The sequence below is a fragment of the Neisseria sp. P0014.S002 genome (assembly GCF_051958295.1).
Lineage (GTDB): Bacteria > Pseudomonadota > Gammaproteobacteria > Burkholderiales > Neisseriaceae > Neisseria > Neisseria flavescens_B.
In genome coordinates, this window is record NZ_JBQCVO010000002.1 from 138,216 (window position 1) to 155,084 (window position 16,869).

The window sequence follows — 16,869 nt, forward strand, 5'->3', positions numbered from 1 at the left end:
ACACATGAATTTATTGGGAGCCTTGGCCAAGGTTGGCAGCCTGACGATGGTGTCGCGCATTTTGGGCTTTGTGCGCGATACGATTATCGCCCGTGCGTTTGGTGCAGGCATGGCGACGGATGCGTTTTTTGTCGCGTTCAAACTGCCCAACCTGCTGCGACGCGTGTTTGCAGAGGGCGCATTTGCCCAAGCCTTTGTACCGATTTTGGCGGAATACAAAGAAACCCGTTCGCCTGAAGCCACGCAGGCGTTTGTACGCCATGTGGCCGGTATGTTGTCGTTTGTGTTGGTCATCGTTACCGCGCTGGGCATCCTCGCTGCGCCGTGGGTGATTTATGTTTCCGCGCCCGGTTTTGCCAAAGATGCCGATAAGTTCCAGCTCTCCATCGACCTGCTGCGGGTAACGTTTCCTTATATTTTATTGATTTCACTATCCTCTTTTGTCGGTTCGATACTCAATTCCTATCATAAATTCGGCATTCCCGCCTTTACACCGACATTTTTAAACATCTCCTTTATCGTCTTTTCCCTGTTTTTCATACCGTATTTCGATCCGCCTGTTATGGCATTGGCGTGGGCGGTGTTTGTCGGCGGCGTGTTGCAGCTGGTGTTCCAACTGCCTTGGTTGGCGAAACTGGGCTTCTTGAAAATGCCCAAACTCAGCTTTAAAGATGCAGCGGTCAACCGCGTAATGAAACAGATGGGGCCGGCTATTTTGGGCGTGAGCGTGGCGCAGATTTCCTTGGTTATCAACACCATTTTTGCCTCGTTTTTGCAGTCCGGCAGCGTGTCATGGATGTATTACGCCGACCGACTGATGGAATTGCCGACCGGCGTTTTGGGCGTGGCACTCGGTACGATTTTGCTGCCTACCTTGTCCAAACACGCAGCCAGTCAGGATACCGAGCAGTTTTCCGGCCTGCTCGACTGGGGTTTGCGCCTGTGTATGCTGCTGACCCTGCCTGCCGCCGTCGGTCTTGCCGTGTTGTCTTTCCCTCTGGTTACGACCTTGTTCATGTACCGTGAATTTACGCTGCACGATGCGCAAATGACCCAATATGCGCTGATTGCCTATTCCTTCGGCTTGATCGGTCTGATTATGATTAAAGTGTTGGCTCCCGGTTTCTACGCCCGCCAAAACATCAAAACCCCCGTTAAAGTCGCTATTTTCACGCTGATTTGCACGCAGTTGATGAACCTCGCTTTCATTTCGCCGCTCAAACACGTCGGCCTGTCCCTCGCTATCGGTTTGGGCGCGTGTCTGAATGCAGGTTTGCTGTTTTTCCTTTTGCGCAAACACGGCATCTACTGCCCCGGTAAAGGTTGGGCTGCATTTTTGGTCAAAATGGCCATCTCTTTGGTCGTCATGGGCGGCGGTTTGTGGCTGGCGCAATCTTATCTGCCGTTTGAATGGGTGCACGTCGGCGGCTTTAAAAAAGCAGGACAACTCTGCGTCCTGATTGCCTTGGGCGGCGGCCTTTACTTCGTTTCCCTCGCCGCACTCGGCTTCCGTCCGCACCATTTCCGCAGGGTGGAAAAATAAGCAACTGTAGTGCGTATTGCTTTGGCTTAAAGGCTATTCACTAAAAAGGCCGTCTGAAAATGTTTCAGACGGCCTTTTTCGTTTTATGTTTTAACTGTAAAGCTTCGCTCCTTTTTTGACGAACTCAATCGCTTTTTCTTCCATGCCTTGCTGCTGGGCTTTTTGCTTGTCGGCGTAGTCGCGCACTTCCTGCGTGATTTTCATCGAGCAGAATTTAGGGCCGCACATCGAGCAGAAGTGGGCGATTTTTGCTCCTTCGGCAGGCAGGGTTTCGTCGTGGAAGCTCTCGGCGCGTTCGGGGTCGAGGCTTAAGCGGAATTGGTCGCGCCAACGGAACTCGAAACGCGCCTTGCTCAGGGCGTTGTCGCGCAACTGCGCGCCCGGCCAGCCTTTGGCGAGGTCGGCGGCGTGGGCGGCGAGTTTGTAGGTGATGATGCCGGTGCGCACGTCTTCTTTGTCGGGCAGGCCGAGATGCTCTTTCGGGGTCACGTAGCAGAGCATGGCCGTGCCGTACCAGCCGATATTGGTCGCGCCTATGCCCGAGGTGATGTGGTCGTAGCCGGGTGCAATGTCGGTAACGAGCGGGCCGAGGGTGTAGAAAGGCGCTTCAAAGCAATGTTGCAGCTCTTCGGTCATGTTTTCTTTGACGCGTTGCAGCGGCACATGGCCGGGACCTTCGATCATCACTTGTACGTCGTGTTTCCACGCTTTGGCGGTCAATTCGCCCAAGGTGTGCAGTTCGGCGAATTGGGATTCGTCGTTGGCATCGGCAATGCAGCCGGGACGAAGGCCGTCGCCGAGGCTGAACGATACATCATAGGCTTTCATGATTTCGCAGATTTCGTCGAAATGCGTGTAGAGGAAGTTTTCCTGATGATGGGCGAGACACCATTTCGCCATGATGGAGCCGCCGCGCGATACGATGCCGGTCAGGCGGTTTGCCGTCAGCGGTACATAGCGCAGCAACACGCCTGCGTGCAGGGTGAAGTAGTCCACGCCTTGTTCTGCCTGCTCGATTAAGGTGTCGCGCACTAAATCCCAAGTCAGGTCTTCGGCGATGCCGCCGGTTTTTTCCAAAGCCTGATAAATAGGCACGGTGCCGATGGGGACGGGCGCGTTGCGGATAATCCATTCGCGCGTTTCGTGGATGTGTGCGCCGGTGGATAAGTCCATAATCGTGTCCGCACCCCAACGCAGCGACCACACCATTTTTTCGACTTCTTCGGTCAGGCTGGAAGTTACGGCGGAGTTGCCCAAGTTGCCGTTGATTTTGACGCGGAAGTTGCGGCCGATAATCATCGGTTCGAGTTCGGGATGGTTGATGTTGGCAGGGATAATCGCGCGTCCGGCGGCGATTTCTTGGCGCACGAATTCGGGCGTGATTTGGTCGGGGTGGGTCGGGATATTCGCACCGAAACTTTGCCCTGCGTGTTGTTTCAAGAGTTTGGCGTATTCAGGCCGTCTGAAAAGTTCATCCAGCTTCATGCGTTCGCGTATGGCGACAAACTCCATTTCCGGCGTGATGATGCCTTGGCGGGCGTAGTGGAGCTGGGTTACGTTGCGGCCGGCTTTGGCGCGGCGCGGACGGGTGATTTGGTTGAAGCGAAGATGGGCGGTTTTCGGATCGTGCGCGCGTTCGGTGCCGTATTCGCTGGAAAGCTTGGGCAGGATTTCGGTATCGCTCCGTTCATCCAGCCATGCGGTGCGGACGTGCGGCAGACCCTGTTTTAAGTCGATGTGCGCCGCCGGATCGCCGTATGCGCCGCTGGTGTCGTACACCGGAATTGGCGGATTGGCTTCCGTACCTTGCGCCGTGTAGGTGTCGTCCTGACGGATTTCGCGCAAAGGCACGCGGATGTCGGCGCGACTGCCCGGAATATAGACGCGATCGGAATTGGGATATTGGAAGCGGATGCCGATGTCTTCGCTCAAGTCGGAAAGACGGCGCGCCTCATCGCCGGTTTTTTTAGCGGTAGTCATAAAAATTGCTCCTGTTTCTCGGTTATGAAATGGAAACAGGAGCATTGCTTTTTTTCAGACGGCCTTGTGGATATCTTCAATCAACCGTTTAAAATCACATTTGCCGAAACTCCCCACGCAGGTATTATCCTGTTCGGGTGTAAAGGGTATTTCTCAGCCGCTTGGTTTGAAAGCAGCACCCCTGTTTCTTTATTAACGAAAATTAAACCATGCGGATGGTTTTTTGTAAAGCGGCGTTTTTCGCATTTTCTGTCAAAAACGCTTGACAGCGATTTCGTCTTTCCGTATAGTTACAACTTCTGACGCGGGATGGAGCAGCATGGTAGCTCGTCGGGCTCATAACCCGAAGGTCGTAGGTTCGAATCCTGCTCCCGCAACCAAATATAAAAATCCCCTGCAATCGCAGGGGATTTTGCTTTATGCGGCATTTATTTTTGCTTGGATTGATTGAAAGGCCGTCTGAACCATTGGGTTTCAGACGGCCTTTTTTATTGGCCGATGTCATCGGCGGTTAATTCGCTTTTGTCTTTTATTTTGAGTTTGTGTTTTTCAGACGGCCTATTGTTGCTCCGGATCGGTTATCGTTGCGTAGGTGTTCTTTGAGGCGCAGTAACTCTTTTTTGTCCAACCATTTATTGCGCGAACGTTGCAACAGGATCACCAATGCGGCGATTTCGTTACGCATATTGGTACTGAGCCAGAGGAAGCCTTGCCAGTCGTAATGCAGGCGGGCAGCCGGTTTGCTTAGTTCGGTATTGAGCGAAGTATCGATGCGGATGCGGCGGGCGTAATGGCCTTTGATGAGGCGGACGGTCAGGCGCAGTTCGCGTTGGAGTTGGTTGAAGTGGCGGTCGAGCAGGCGGATTTCGCTTTCGTTGAGCGTGGGCGCGCGCAGTTTGGCGGCGGTGGTCAGGAGCAGCTCGGTGGTGGTGACGATTTTGCGGTGGGCATGTTGCATGGCTTCCATCATATTGTTGCTGATGTGGCTTTCGCCGGATGTTGCGGCCAGATGGCTGCGGCTTTTGACCATGCGGGCGTTGATTTTGCGCATTTTAATCATGTTTTGCTCCAAACGCTCACGGGTCATGCGCTTGCCGTTGCTGATTTCGGCAATCATTTTGGCGCAGTCGGTGAGGTTGTCGGCAAGCATGAAGCGCCACATGAGTGTGGAGCGCAGGGGCAGGAGTTTGGCGGCGGCAATGGCGATGGCGGCACCAATCAAAACGTTCATGGCGCGCATCAGGCCGCTGTCGAGCCAGTGGTGGCTGCTGTCGCCGATGAGCATGCACATGGTCAAACCGGCAAGCATGGCGACATAGCCGTTTTTGCCGACCGCAGACCAACCGGCCACTGCGCTGGCGGCACCGATAATCAGATAGAAGAAAACGCCGTCTTGCAAATAATGCTGGTTCAACCATAAAACGGCCAACCCGACGCCCAAACCGATGGCCGTGCCGAGCATGCGTTCGACTGCTTTGGAGTAAATCGCGCCTTGGAATTGCAGCATGCCGAGGACGACAAAGACGGTCATGCCGATCCACTCGCCGTGTTGCAGGTGGAAGACTTTGGCCAACAGGGTGGAAAACACGATTGCCAAGCCGAGGCGGAAGGCGTGGATATGGCGGCGATAGCGGTAGCGTTCGTAGGCGTTGAGCCAGCGTTCGGAAAAATGGAGGCGTTCGGATTGGGCAGGCATGTTGTAAGACGTATTGGGTATGTGGGGATGTAAATTATAACTGATTGGTAAAGCAGATGAAATTTGAACTGCCCCCAAACGGCTTGTCCTATTGCGGATTTTATCTGCCGCAAGCGGATATAATGGCGGCTTTGAATCAAACAGGCGGTGAAGAAATGGCGACGGTTTTAAGCGCAGGCGTGGACGAAGCGGGACGCGGCCCTTTGGCCGGCAGCGTATTTGCGGCGGCAGTGATTTTGCCGGAACATTTTGACCTGCCGGGTTTGACCGACTCAAAAAAACTGAGCGAAAAAAAGCGCGATATGTTGGCGCAGATGATTAAGGAACAGGCGGTTGCGTGGAGCATTGCCTTTGCCGACCCCGACGAAATCCTGCAACTGAACATCCTGCACGCAACCATGGCTGCTATGAAGCGCGCAGTCGAGGGGCTGTCGGTCGTGCCCGACAAAGTGTGGATAGACGGCAACCGCGTGCCGAAAGATTTGAATGTCCCTGCCGAAGCCGTGGTCAAAGGCGACAGCAAAATCATCGAGATCTCTGCCGCTTCGGTTTTGGCCAAAACCGCGCGTGATGCGGAAATGTATGAATTGGCGAAACGCTATCCGCAATACGGGTTTGACCGCCACAAAGGCTACGGCACGGCGCAACACTTGGCCGCGTTGAAACAATACGGCGTCTTGCCGGAACACCGCCGCGATTTCGCACCGGTCAAAACCTTATTGGCACAAGGCAATCTGTTTGAAGAATGAGAGCATAGCAAAAGGCCGTCTGAAATCTTTCAGACGGCCTTATTTTTGGAAAAGTATTATTTCAACGCAGCCAAACACTCTTTAATCAACTCAGGGCCGCGATAAATCAAACCGCTGTACACCTGAACCGCACTGGCACCCAAGCGGATTTTTTCTGCCGCGTCCGCGCCGTTCATAATGCCGCCGACGCCGATAATCGGCAGCTTGCCGTCAATGCGTTCCGCCAAAAGTTTCAACACCTGATTGCTTTTCTCGCGTACGGGCAAGCCGCTTAAGCCGCCTTGTTCGCCTGCGAGCGGATGGCTGCCCAAGCTTGATTTGTCGATGGTTGTGTTGGTGGCGATGATACCGTCCATTTCCACGGATTTGACCACATGGGCGATGTCGTCGATTTGCGCTTCGTCCAAATCCGGCGCGATTTTGACCGCCAGCGGCACATATTTGCCATGAGCGGCAGCCAGTTGCGCCTGCTTGTTTTTCAAGGCTTCCAACAATGCGCTCAATTCGTCGCCGCCTTGCAAGGCGCGCAGGTTTTTCGTATTGGGGGAGGAAATATTGACCGTGATATAGCTTGCGTGGGCGTAGGCTTTTTCCAAGCAAATCAGATAATCGTCGGCCGCGTTTTCAATCGGCGTAACGGCATTTTTGCCGATGTTGATGCCCAAAATGCCTTTAAAGCGGCTGTTTTCAATGTTGCGGATCATCGCGTCGATGCCGTGGTTGTTGAAACCCATGCGGTTGATGATGCCTTGGTGTTCGGGAACGCGGAAAAGGCGCGGCTGCGGATTGCCCGGCTGCGGCTTGGGCGTTACCGTGCCGATTTCGACAAAGCCGAAGCCCAAAGCGGCAAACGCATCGATACACTCGCCGTTTTTGTCCAAACCTGCCGCCAAGCCGACCGGATTGGGCAGCTGCAAACCCATCAGCTCGGTTGGTCGGGTGTGGCTGTCCACTTTGGGCAGCAGGCCGAGTTTTTCGGCGGTACGCAAACTGTTGAGCGTGAAATGATGGGCCTTTTCTGCATCGAAGCGGAACAGGATAGGGCGGACGAGTGAATACATGGCGGCGGCTTTCTGAACGATTGATGAATTTGGCGTTATTTTACCTGAAACCGTTAAACTGCCCCAAACGTCTGTATCGATATGATTTTATTGTTTGACATCAAATGAAAATAAATAGGGCTTTTGCGTGTAATCGGATAGTTTATTAAAATGGTAAGAGAGAGGCTTTTCAGACGGCCTGATGGATGTATCAAAAGGCCGTCTGAAAAGTTTTGATTTGATTGTTTACCTGATACAGGAAGATTTTTATGAAACAGGCGGTTGATCCTTATGCGAGTTTCCGTGAACTGACGCTGCGGGGGATGATACTCGGCGCGTTGATTACGGTGATTTTTACGGCATCCAATGTGTATTTGGGCTTGAAGGTGGGTCTGACTTTTGCGTCTTCGATTCCGGCTGCGGTAATTTCGATGGCGGTTTTGAAGTTTTTTAAAGGCAGTAATATTCTGGAAAATAATATGGTGCAGACTCAGGCTTCGGCTGCGGGTACGCTCTCCAGTATTATTTTTATCTTGCCGGGTTTGCTGATGGCCGGTTATTGGGCGGGCTTTCCGTTTTGGCAGACTACGCTGCTGTGTATGTCCGGCGGTATTTTGGGCGTGATTTTCACTGTGCCTTTGCGTTATGCGATGGTGGTGAAGAGCGATTTGCCTTATCCGGAAGGCGTGGCGGCGGCTGAGATTTTGAAGGTCGGCGACCATGATGCGGACCAACAGGAAGGCGGCAGCGGTATCAAGGAGTTGATGTCGGGCGGTGCATTGGCTGGTTTAATGAGCTTTTGCGCAAGCGGTTTGCGTGTGGTGGCGGACAGCGCGAGCTTTTGGTTTAAAGGCGGCGCGTCGGTGTTCCAAGTGCCGATGGGCTTTTCACTGGCTTTGCTGGGCGCGGGCTATTTGGTCGGCCTGACCGGCGGTATCGCGATTTTGCTGGGTATTTCGATTGCCTGGGGCGTGGCCGTGCCTTATCTGTCGGCGCATATTCCGCAACCTGCCGATATGGAGATGATTCCTTTTGCGATGTCTTTGTGGAAGGAAAAAGTCCGTTTTATCGGCGCGGGTACGATCGGTATTGCGGCTATTTGGACGCTGTTGACTTTGATGAAACCGATGGTCGAGGGTATGCGCCTGTCTTTCCGCAATTTCGGCGGCGCGCAGATGACCGAACGCACGGAACAGGATTTGTCGCCTAAGGCGATGATTGCCTGGGTGTTGGCGATGATGCTGGTGTTGGGCGTGTCTTTCTTCCACTTTATCGGCGACTCGCATATTTCCGGCGGTTTGGCTTGGCTGTTGGTGGTTGTATGTACGCTGCTGGCTTCGATTATCGGCTTTTTGGTGGCCGCTGCTTGTGGTTATATGGCCGGTTTGGTCGGTTCGTCTTCCAGCCCGATTTCGGGTGTGGGCATCGTCTCTATCGTCATTATTTCTGCTGGTCGGCGAATCCGGCGGCCTGATGGCGGACGAGGCAAACCGTAAATTCCTGCTGGCGTTGACGCTGTTTTGCGGCGCGTCTGTGATTTGTGTGGCTTCGATTTCCAATGACAACCTGCAGGATTTGAAAACAGGTTATCTGGTAAAAGCAACGCCTTGGAAACAGCAGGTTGCGCTGATTGTCGGCTGCGTTGTCGGTGCCGTGGTGATTTCGCCTGTGTTGGAGCTTTTGTATGAAGCCTACGGCTTTACCGGCGCAATGCCGCGTGAAGGCATGGATGCGGCCCAAGCCCTTGCCGCGCCTCAGGCAACTTTGATGACCACCATCGCCCAAGGTATTTTCTCGCACAATCTGCAATGGGATTATATTTTCACCGGCGTGGCCATCGGCGTGGTGTTGATCGCGGTCGATTTCACATTGCGCAAATCCTCCGGCGGTAAGCGTGCCTTGCCGGTATTGGCCGTGGGCATGGGCATTTACCTGCCGCCGTCTATAAATATGCCGATTGTGATCGGTGCGGTATTGGCGGCTGTGTTGAAATCCGTTATCGCCCGCCGTCAAGAAAACCGTGAAGGCCGTCTGAAAAATGCGGAACGTATCGGTACGCTGTTCTCCGCCGGTTTGATTGTCGGCGAGAGCCTGATCGGTGTGATTATGGCGTTTATCATCGCCTTCTCCGTAACCAACGGCGGTTCGGATGCGCCTTTGGCCCTGAACTTGGAAAACTGGGATACGGCCGCCAAATGGCTGGGCTTGGCGTTTTTTGTTTTCGGTATGTTCGTATTTGCACGCCGCGTGTTGAAAGCAGGACGCTAAGTTTGTAGGTTGAGAAAAGGCCGTCTGAAACTTTGGTTTCAGACGGCCTTTTTATCTCTTAACGCTGATTCAAACAATCTGCAATCGCTTTGGCAATTTTGGCACTGGCGCCTTGGTGTTGCGAAATGAATTGCTCGGTGTGGCTGATCAGCTGTTGGCGCAGCGTTTCGTCGTCGAGGTATTGGCGCGTGGTTCTGTACCAGGCTTCGGCGGTTTCGACGCGGACGGCGGCTTTGGCTTCGACTGCGCCTTTGCAGGCTTGGGCGAAGTTGTAGTTGGAGTAGCCGAAGAGGGTGGGGACGCGGCAGGAGATGGGTTCGATGATGTTTTGACAGCCGGCATCAACGAGGCTGCCACCGACGAAGGCAATGTCTGCGCTGAGGTAGTAGGCGGCAAGCTCGCCCATGCTGTCGCCTATCCAAACTTGTGTATCGGGGGAAACGGGTTGTCCGTCGCTGCGTTTTTGGACGGTATAACCAAGCGATTTGGCGGTATCGTAGGCCGTCTGAAAATTTTCAGGGTGGCGCGGTACGATGACCAGCAAGGCATTGCCGCGGTAGCTCTGCCATGCTTTGAGGAGCAGCTCGGCTTCGTCTGTGCCTTTGTACACGCGCGTGCTGGCGCAGACGACGACGGCTCGTGCGCCGATGCGTTCTTTAAAGGCGACGGCAAGCGGGCGCGAGTCGTCGGGGGGCGCGATGTCGTATTTGGTGTTGCCGCAGACGTGGACGTTGGACGCGCCGATAAGGTGCAGGCGTTCGGCATCGGCGGCGGTTTGGGCAAAGCAGCCGGAGAGGCTCTGCATGGCAGGCTCGACCAGCTTGCGGATTTTGAGGTAGCCGCGTTGGGATTTTTCAGAGAGGCGTGCGTTGGCCAAAAAGAGGGGAATACCTGCTTCTTTGCAGGCGTGCATCAGGTTGGGCCAGATTTCGGTTTCCATCAAAATGCCGCAGATGGGGCGGTGTTCGGCTAAAAATCGGGCGACCCATTCGGATTTGTCGTAGGGCAGGTAACGGCATTGCGCATCGGGGAACAGGGATTGCGCGGTGGCGCGGCCGGTCGGCGTCATTTGGGTAATCAAAAACGGCGAGTCGGGAAAATGGCGGCGCAATGCCTGGACTAAAGGTTCGGCCGCACGCGTTTCTCCGACGGATACTGCGTGTATCCAAATCGGGCGTTGTACGGGATTGGGATACGCCTGCCCGAAACGCTCGTCCCAATGCTCGAGATAGGCTGGGGATTTGAGGGCGCGGCGGCGCAGGTGGCGGCGGATCAGGAAAGGGGCGAGGTGCCACAGCGTGGCGTAAAGGCGGCGTATCATGCTTACGGGTCTTGTGTCGGAATAGGCCTATTTTATCGGAAACTGAAACGGAAGATATAGCTTTGATGCGTGTTTTACGCAAAGGAAACAGGCCGTCTGAAAGGTTTCAGACGGCCTTTAATACAGGCATAAACGCGTTTACTTCACTTGCGCCATATATTTTTTCAGACGGCCTTTGCTTTGCATGGCACGGTTTTCCATTTCATCGACAACGGCTTGTGCTTTGGCTTTGTTCACCGGTTTGCCGACCTGAATCACGCCGCTCATGTTCATCATGCGATGCGGCGGGCAGGTATAGACATACACGCCTTCTTTGTCGAGCTTGAGCGTGAAGTCTTTACCGTCCTCGGAAAGGAAGTCGGCAACACCGTCGGGCAGGGCTTTGCTTTGCACCCAGTGGCCGCTGTTAGTAGCTTTGAAGGTAACAGTATCGCCGACTTTGGCGTTGACGTAGCCGGGCTCGAACACCATGCTGCCGTCTTTGCCGTTGTCGAGCATTTTGATTTCGTGGTTGGCGGCGTATGCGCCGAGGGAAGCGGTCAGCATCAGGAGGAAGAGTGATTTTTTCATGGGGGGAGTCCTTTTTGTGAAGAGTATAAAATGATTGCGGGGGCTGGTTTCTTGATGGCAGATTTCCCAGCTAGGATTGCCGCATCGGGCGGATAACGGGCAGGCCTTTGCTGTCGTATAAAAGTTCGATGTCCACTTTGTACAGCCTGCCGATCATGTCCGCCTGCAACACGTCCTGCGGCGCACCCTGCGCCTGTACTTTGCCTTCGCCGAGCAGAATCACGCCGTCTGAAAACTGCGCGGCGAGGCTCAAATCGTGCAAGACCATCAGCGTAACCAGATTGTGTTCGTGCGTGTATTGCACCACGCGCTCCAAAAGATTGAGCTGATGGTGCATATCCAGCGCGCTGACCGGCTCGTCCAGCATCAGGATTTCGGGGCGGCGCAGCATGACTTGGGCAAACATCACGAGCTGCCGCTGTCCGCCGGAAAGCCGCATGACGTCGCGGTGCGCCAGATGGCCGATACCCAGCTCCGCCATGATACTTGCGGCTTCGTGCAGCAGTTCGTCGCCGACGTGCATATGCAGCGCGTCCATGCGGCCGAGTAGGACGACTTCCAGCGCGGTCAGCGAGGCTTCGGCGGCGGTGTCCTGAGGCATATAGCCTATGCGTTTGCGCCAACTTTGCAGGTGAATTTTGCTCAACGCTTCGTCGCCGTAGCGGATAGCGCCTTTGTGCGCTACTTCGCCGAAAATCGTTTTCATCAGCGAGGATTTGCCCGTGCCGTTCGGGCCGAGCACGGAATAGACTTTGCCTTGTTCCAGCGTCAAATCGATACTGTCGGCGACCACATAATCGCCACGCCGGATATGGACATTTTCAAGTTTCAACATTTCAGACGGCCTATCGTTTCGTTAATACAATCCAGAAGAAGAACGGCACGCCGACAAACGACGTAACGATGCCCACCGGAAACAGCGCGCCCGGGATAATCACCTTGGATAACACGCTCGCCACCGATAAAAACGCCGCCCCCGCCAGCATCGCGCCGGGTAGGAAGAAACGTTGGTCTTCGCCCAAAAGAATCCGCGCCACATGCGGGGCAACCAAGCCGATAAAGCCGATGACGCCGACAAAACTGATTGCCGTCGCAGTCATGACGGCTACCAACACCAGCGTTTTCAGGCGCAAAAGTTGCAGATTAATGCCCAGCCCGACAGCGCGTTCTTCGCCCAAGCGCAGCGCGGTCAGCTTCCACACATCACGCGAAAGCAGAAACACGCATACTGCCGTAACCGCCGCCGTAACGATGACTGTTTCCCAAGTTGCCTTGTTCAAACTGCCGAACAGCCAAAACAGAATCTGCTGCGAAATCTCAGGCGCGGCGATAAACTGAATCAGCGACAAAATCGACTGAAACAGGAACAACAGCGCAATCCCCACCAACACCAACATCGCCGAGTTGAAACGGCGCGCTGAAGCAAACAGAAACAAGATGCCCGAAGCCAGCATGGTCATCACAAACGCACCGATGGGAACAGCGACCGTTTCCGGCAGCCCGAAACCGCCGAACGCAATCACCGCCGACGCGCCCAAACCCGCCGCCGCCGCCAAACCCAGCGTATAAGGGCTGGCCATCGGGTTGTTCAAGAGCGTTTGAATTTCCGCGCCGCCGACACCCAAAGCCGCGCCGACCACCAAGGCCATTACCGCAATCGGCAGGCGCAGATCCATCACAATCAGGCGGTTCATTTCATCGACTCCGGGTTTACCCAGCAAAACATTGACCACTTCGCCGACAGGCAGCGTGTCCGTCATCGCTGGGCCGGTGGCGATGTCGAATAGGAAACTGACCGCGGCGATGACTAAAAACATCAACACAATCAACCAACGCTTGCCTTCCAACTTGCGCTGGTTTTTCACAATCTCGGCGACAACCGAATCATTCATGTTTCAAACCTTTAAAAAAGAGTGTTGTGAAAGGGGAGAAACAGGTTTGCCTTTTTCTTCCGCAAAAATTTCAGACGGCCTTCCGATTTAAAAGGCCGTCTGAAAATCTAAATTACCTTATTGTCCTTTCGGATAGAGGTAGAACGTGCCGTTCGGTACGACGGGCAGGTTTTGGCGGTAGAAGTCCAGATAGGTCTTCTCAGGGTTGAAATCCTTAAACAACTGCGGATAAATCGCTTTGGCCATAAACTGAATCGACGCGCTGTCGGACAGCGTGCGCGAGTTGGCGTGGTAGGCGGCGTAGAGGCGGTTGTTTTTAATCGCAGGCAGGTTTGCCCAGCCGGCGCGTTTGGCAAAGCCTGCCAAGCGTTTTTCCGCTTCGGCTTTTGGAATGCCCCAGCCCATCACCATGGCGGCAGGGTTTTTCTTCAATTCGGTTTCGCGGCCGGTAATCACGATCACGTCGGGTTTGGCGGCGAGGACTTTTTCAGGATTGATTGGGCCGTAGAACTCGACCGAAGAAGCGGCGATATTGTTGCCGCCGACCAGCGTCGCCATCGAACCCCACATGCTCTTGCCGAAGGTAACGCTGTGTTCGGTAGGGCCTTTGTTGCCGAACTCGATATAGACTTTAGGCTTGGGCAGGTTGGCTTTTTGCACGCGCGCTTGGATGGTGTCGGCAACGCGTTTGTAGTCTGCCGCCAGTTTGTCGGCTTTTTGCTGCTGGCCGGTCAATGTACCGATGAGTTTGGTCGATTGAACGTGTTTGGCCACTGTTTGCGCGTTGTAGTCCAACACGACGATGGGGATGCCGGCCTTGTTGATGCGGTCGAGATCGGAACCCAAAGCCTTGTATTGCCATTCGGCCAAAACCAGCAAATCGGGTTTCAGTGCCAATACTTTCTCAATCGAGAACGTGCCGACTTCCACTTCGCCCACGTCGGTCAGCTGATTCAGTTTAGGCACGGCTTTGCTGAATGCCGCCCAGCTTGGCGGTGCCCAGTCGGCCCAAACTGCTTTGGAAAAACCGACGACGTTGTCCAGCGCGGTTTTACCGCCGATGGCCATGTAGTCTTGGTAATAGAAGCCCAACACCACGCGCTTGGCAGGCAGGTCGACAGTTACCTTACGGCCGAGGATATCGGTCAGCTGAACGGGTTTGGCAAAAGCGGATACGGAGCCGACTGATAAAGCGGCGGCGGCAATCAAAGCAGAAAGTTGCGTAAATCTCATGAATCATTCCTTTAAAATATGATGATAATTACTATCTTTTTATAAATTTACAAGGTATTGAATCTTTTTTCAAGTGAATGTAGGGATAGACATATTTCGGAATAAAAAGTTTCATCATTAAAACGAAGGGATAGTGTTTATATAGGGCTTGGATGTACTGAAGACCTAGTAAAAAGGAATGATATGGGGTGCCTAAAGCCATGGTGGGCAGTAGCTGGAATGGATAGGCAAAGGGTCATTTATTGCAAAAAAATAAAAGGTATCCGGTTGAAAACAAGGCCGTCTGAAACCTTGCAATCAGGGTTCAGACGGCCTTTGGTGTGGGCATAAAAGTTTTATTTCACTTGCGCCCTATATTTTTCAGACGGCCTGTAAGCAGTGTTTGGGAAAAGTGAAAAAGGTTGGTTTTTGAAATGGCGAAATAGGGAAGAAGAGGGCTTGAGGGAGAATCTGGCATAAACTAAAAATGGGGACGAATAAAAAGGGCGTGTATCGAAACACGCCCTTTTTAGAGATTCAGACGGCCTGTGATTCCGCCTGTTCGCTTTGGTTGAGGATTTTAATCAGTTTTTCGGCTTTTTCCGGGTCTTCGCAGCGCAGGATTTTGGCGGCATCGTTTTCGAGATGGCCGGTGTGGCTGTGCAGGATGATGTTTTTAACCGAAAGCAGGTTGTTGGGGTTCATGGAGAAGCGGCGCAGGCCCATGCCGAGCAACAGTCGGGTGAAGACGGTATCGCCGGCCATTTCGCCGCAGATGGACACGCCTTTTTCCATGCGGTTTGCCGTGCGGATAATGTGTTGCAGCGTTTTGAGGACGGCAGGGTGGCCGGGTTGGTAGAGGTGGCTGACGCTGTCGTCGCCGCGATCGACCGACAGGAGGTATTGAATCAGGTCGTTGGTGCCGATGGAAACGAAGTCGACGAGCTTGAGGATGCTGCCGACGGTCATGGCGGCGGACGGGATTTCGATCATGCAGCCGATGCTGACCGGGCCGAAGGTTTCGCCGCGTTCGGTCAGTTGGCGTTGGGCCGTGTCCAGATGGATAAGGCATTGGCGCACTTCGGAAATAGACGTAATCATCGGCCACATCATGCGTACGGGGCCGTGGGCGGCGGCGCGGAGGATGGCGCGCATTTGGGTGCGGAACATGACCGGCTCGGCGAGGCACAGGCGGATGCCGGTCAGGCCGAGTGCGGGGTTGAGGCTGCCGTTGGGTGTGCTGTTTTGGCCGAACCAGCGCGGATTTTTATCGACGCCCAAATCGACAGTGCGGATGGTGATGTTTTTGCCTTTGAGTTTTTTGACGATGCCGGCATAGACTTCGTATTGTTCGTCTTCGGTCGGCATGTTGTCGCGGTTGAGGTAGAGGAATTCGCTGCGGAACAGGCCGACGCCGTCTGCGCCGAAGTTGTGCAGGGCTTTGATGTCTTCGGCGGATTCGATGTTGGCGAGCAACTCAATGTTGATGCCGTCGGCCGTGGTGGCGGCGGTTTTTTTGATTTTGTTGAGTTCGCGCTTGTGGCTGCGGTATTCGCGGGCGAGGCGGCGGTATTCGTTGAGGACGACTTCGTCGGGATCGATGATGAGGACGCCGTTGATGCCGTCGACGATGACGATTTCGTTTTCGGTGATGAGTTTGCGGGCGTTGTGCAGGCCGATGACGGAAGGGATGTCGAGGCTGCGGCCCAGGATGGCGGTGTGGCTGGTCGGGCCGCCGGCATCGGTTACGAAGGCGGTAATGTGCTGCTCTTTGAACAATACGGTATCGGCAGGCGAGAGGTCGTGCGCGATGAGGACGGTGTCGTCAAACAGGTTGCCGGCGAGGTTGATTTCGTTGCTTTGGCCGACAAGGTTGTTGTGGATGCGGCGGACGACTTGGAGCATGTCCTGTTTGCGTTCGCGCAGGTAGTCGTCGTCGATGCTGTCGAACTGGGCGGCGAGTTTGTCGCTTTGTTGTTTCAATGCCCATTCGGCGTTGATTTTCTGCTCGCGCAAAATGTCGATGGGTTCGCGCGAGAGGGTGACGTCGGTCAGCAGCATCAGGTGCAGGGAGATGAACGCGCCCAATTCGGTCGGGGCGTTTTCGGGAATCGCGCCGCGCAGCTGTTCCAGTTCTTTGCGCGTGGCTTTGATGGCGTTGTCGAAACGTGCAGCTTCGGCATCGAGTTTGTCGGGATCAATGTCGTATTGGGGGACTTCCGTTGTGCCGCGCGTGATAAGGTGGGCGTGGCCGATGGCAATGCCTTTGCCCGCGGCTACACCGTGTAGGACGATGCTCATTATTCGCCCTCGCCGAAGTAGTCGTTGATGAGGTCGGTCAACGCCTGCATGGCAGCGGCTTCGTCTGCGCCTTCTGTTTCCAGCTCAATCACGGTGCCTTTGGCGGCGGCCAGCATCATCAGGCCCATGATGCTTTTGCCGTTGACGCGGTTGCCGTTTTTGGTGACCCAGACTTCGCTTTGGAATTGGGAGGCAGTTTGGGTGAATTTGCTGGAGGCGCGCGCGTGCAGGCCGAGTTTGTTGATGATTTCGATTTCTTGTTTGAGCATGGATGTCCCCTAAATGTTCGTAAAGTGA

General features: G+C 54.3%; 12 protein-coding genes, 1 tRNA gene, 1 pseudogene and 1 riboswitch. Of the genes and pseudogenes, 4 read left to right on the forward strand and 10 right to left on the reverse strand.

Annotated features, from left to right (window positions below; genetic code table 11):
• Positions 1 to 4 precede the first annotated feature (4 nt).
• Positions 5 to 1,543: a murein biosynthesis integral membrane protein MurJ gene (gene murJ / locus ACTHSX_RS02900; protein ID WP_440376763.1), complete on the forward strand. Its 1,539-nt coding sequence runs from the start codon at positions 5 to 7 to the stop codon at positions 1,541 to 1,543.
• Between the two features lie 90 nt (positions 1,544 to 1,633).
• Here murJ and thiC read toward each other — a convergent pair whose 3' ends face one another.
• The gene (thiC, locus tag ACTHSX_RS02905; protein ID WP_440376764.1) at positions 1,634 to 3,523 is read right to left on the reverse strand and encodes a phosphomethylpyrimidine synthase ThiC; all 1,890 of its coding nucleotides are present in this window, start codon (positions 3,521 to 3,523) and stop codon (positions 1,634 to 1,636) included.
• Positions 3,524 to 3,616: 93 nt separating this feature from the next.
• Positions 3,617 to 3,716: riboswitch (TPP riboswitch) on the reverse strand.
• Between the two features lie 110 nt (positions 3,717 to 3,826).
• On the opposite strand from thiC, the gene ACTHSX_RS02910 reads away from it, so the two are divergent.
• A tRNA-Met gene (locus ACTHSX_RS02910) sits at positions 3,827 to 3,903 on the forward strand.
• Between the two features lie 149 nt (positions 3,904 to 4,052).
• Here ACTHSX_RS02910 and ACTHSX_RS02915 read toward each other — a convergent pair.
• Positions 4,053 to 5,219 (reverse strand): FUSC family protein, encoded by a 1,167-nt coding sequence (locus ACTHSX_RS02915; RefSeq protein WP_440376765.1) that lies wholly within the window; start codon positions 5,217 to 5,219, stop codon positions 4,053 to 4,055.
• Positions 5,220 to 5,374: 155 nt separating this feature from the next.
• On the opposite strand from ACTHSX_RS02915, the gene rnhB reads away from it, so the two are divergent.
• Complete coding sequence (rnhB, locus tag ACTHSX_RS02920) at positions 5,375 to 5,968, forward strand: ribonuclease HII (protein WP_440376922.1); 594 nt, start codon at positions 5,375 to 5,377, stop codon at positions 5,966 to 5,968.
• 56 nt (positions 5,969 to 6,024) lie between these two features.
• On the opposite strand, the gene ACTHSX_RS02925 is transcribed toward rnhB, so the two are convergent.
• Entirely contained in the window at positions 6,025 to 7,029 is a 1,005-nt protein-coding gene (locus tag ACTHSX_RS02925; protein WP_049349287.1) for a quinone-dependent dihydroorotate dehydrogenase, read from the reverse strand.
• Positions 7,030 to 7,277: 248 nt separating this feature from the next.
• Between ACTHSX_RS02925 and ACTHSX_RS02930 the strand changes: the two are divergent.
• Positions 7,278 to 9,276, forward strand: a pseudogene (locus ACTHSX_RS02930) (OPT family oligopeptide transporter).
• Positions 9,277 to 9,334: 58 nt separating this feature from the next.
• Here ACTHSX_RS02930 and waaA read toward each other — a convergent pair.
• The 7 genes from waaA to ACTHSX_RS02965 all read right to left on the reverse strand — a co-directional run bounded on the left by waaA (position 9,335) and on the right by ACTHSX_RS02965 (position 16,841).
• Complete coding sequence (gene waaA / locus ACTHSX_RS02935; protein WP_440376766.1) at positions 9,335 to 10,597, reverse strand: lipid IV(A) 3-deoxy-D-manno-octulosonic acid transferase; 1,263 nt, start codon at positions 10,595 to 10,597, stop codon at positions 9,335 to 9,337.
• Positions 10,598 to 10,735: 138 nt separating this feature from the next.
• On the reverse strand, positions 10,736 to 11,167 hold the full coding sequence (locus ACTHSX_RS02940) for a plastocyanin/azurin family copper-binding protein (RefSeq protein WP_049349290.1): 432 nt from the start codon (positions 11,165 to 11,167) through the stop codon (positions 10,736 to 10,738).
• 70 nt (positions 11,168 to 11,237) lie between these two features.
• Positions 11,238 to 12,002 carry an ABC transporter ATP-binding protein gene (locus ACTHSX_RS02945; protein WP_440376767.1) on the reverse strand — a complete coding sequence of 255 codons (765 nt, stop codon included), beginning with the start codon at positions 12,000 to 12,002 and terminating at the stop codon, positions 11,238 to 11,240.
• A gap of 10 nt (positions 12,003 to 12,012) precedes the next feature.
• Positions 12,013 to 13,059: a FecCD family ABC transporter permease gene (locus ACTHSX_RS02950; RefSeq protein WP_440376768.1), complete on the reverse strand. Its 1,047-nt coding sequence runs from the start codon at positions 13,057 to 13,059 to the stop codon at positions 12,013 to 12,015.
• Positions 13,060 to 13,176: 117 nt separating this feature from the next.
• On the reverse strand, positions 13,177 to 14,292 hold the full coding sequence (locus tag ACTHSX_RS02955) for an ABC transporter substrate-binding protein (RefSeq protein ID WP_440376769.1): 1,116 nt from the start codon (positions 14,290 to 14,292) through the stop codon (positions 13,177 to 13,179).
• A 516-nt stretch (positions 14,293 to 14,808) separates the two neighbouring features.
• Positions 14,809 to 16,572 carry a phosphoenolpyruvate--protein phosphotransferase gene (gene ptsP, locus ACTHSX_RS02960; protein ID WP_440369484.1) on the reverse strand — a complete coding sequence of 588 codons (1,764 nt, stop codon included), beginning with the start codon at positions 16,570 to 16,572 and terminating at the stop codon, positions 14,809 to 14,811.
• Positions 16,572 to 16,841 (reverse strand): HPr family phosphocarrier protein, encoded by a 270-nt coding sequence (locus ACTHSX_RS02965; RefSeq protein ID WP_003683718.1) that lies wholly within the window; start codon positions 16,839 to 16,841, stop codon positions 16,572 to 16,574. Before ACTHSX_RS02965 ends, ptsP begins: the two co-directional genes overlap by 1 nt.
• Positions 16,842 to 16,869: the final 28 nt, after the last annotated feature.

Bases quoted from the DNA above. Each gene is read 5' to 3' on its own strand.
- murJ (WP_440376763.1), top strand. From the start codon at position 5: ATGAATTTATTGGGAGCCTTGGCCAAGGTTGGCAGCCTGACGATGGTG.
- thiC (WP_440376764.1), bottom strand. From the start codon at position 3,523: ATGACTACCGCTAAAAAAACCGGCGATGAGGCGCGCCGTCTTTCCGAC.
- ACTHSX_RS02915 (WP_440376765.1), bottom strand. From the start codon at position 5,219: ATGCCTGCCCAATCCGAACGCCTCCATTTTTCCGAACGCTGGCTCAAC.
- rnhB (WP_440376922.1), top strand. From the start codon at position 5,375: ATGGCGACGGTTTTAAGCGCAGGCGTGGACGAAGCGGGACGCGGCCCT.
- ACTHSX_RS02925 (WP_049349287.1), bottom strand. From the start codon at position 7,029: ATGTATTCACTCGTCCGCCCTATCCTGTTCCGCTTCGATGCAGAAAAG.
- waaA (WP_440376766.1), bottom strand. From the start codon at position 10,597: ATGATACGCCGCCTTTACGCCACGCTGTGGCACCTCGCCCCTTTCCTG.
- ACTHSX_RS02940 (WP_049349290.1), bottom strand. From the start codon at position 11,167: ATGAAAAAATCACTCTTCCTCCTGATGCTGACCGCTTCCCTCGGCGCA.
- ACTHSX_RS02945 (WP_440376767.1), bottom strand. From the start codon at position 12,002: ATGTTGAAACTTGAAAATGTCCATATCCGGCGTGGCGATTATGTGGTC.
- ACTHSX_RS02950 (WP_440376768.1), bottom strand. From the start codon at position 13,059: ATGAATGATTCGGTTGTCGCCGAGATTGTGAAAAACCAGCGCAAGTTG.
- ACTHSX_RS02955 (WP_440376769.1), bottom strand. From the start codon at position 14,292: ATGAGATTTACGCAACTTTCTGCTTTGATTGCCGCCGCCGCTTTATCA.
- ptsP (WP_440369484.1), bottom strand. From the start codon at position 16,572: ATGAGCATCGTCCTACACGGTGTAGCCGCGGGCAAAGGCATTGCCATC.
- ACTHSX_RS02965 (WP_003683718.1), bottom strand. From the start codon at position 16,841: ATGCTCAAACAAGAAATCGAAATCATCAACAAACTCGGCCTGCACGCG.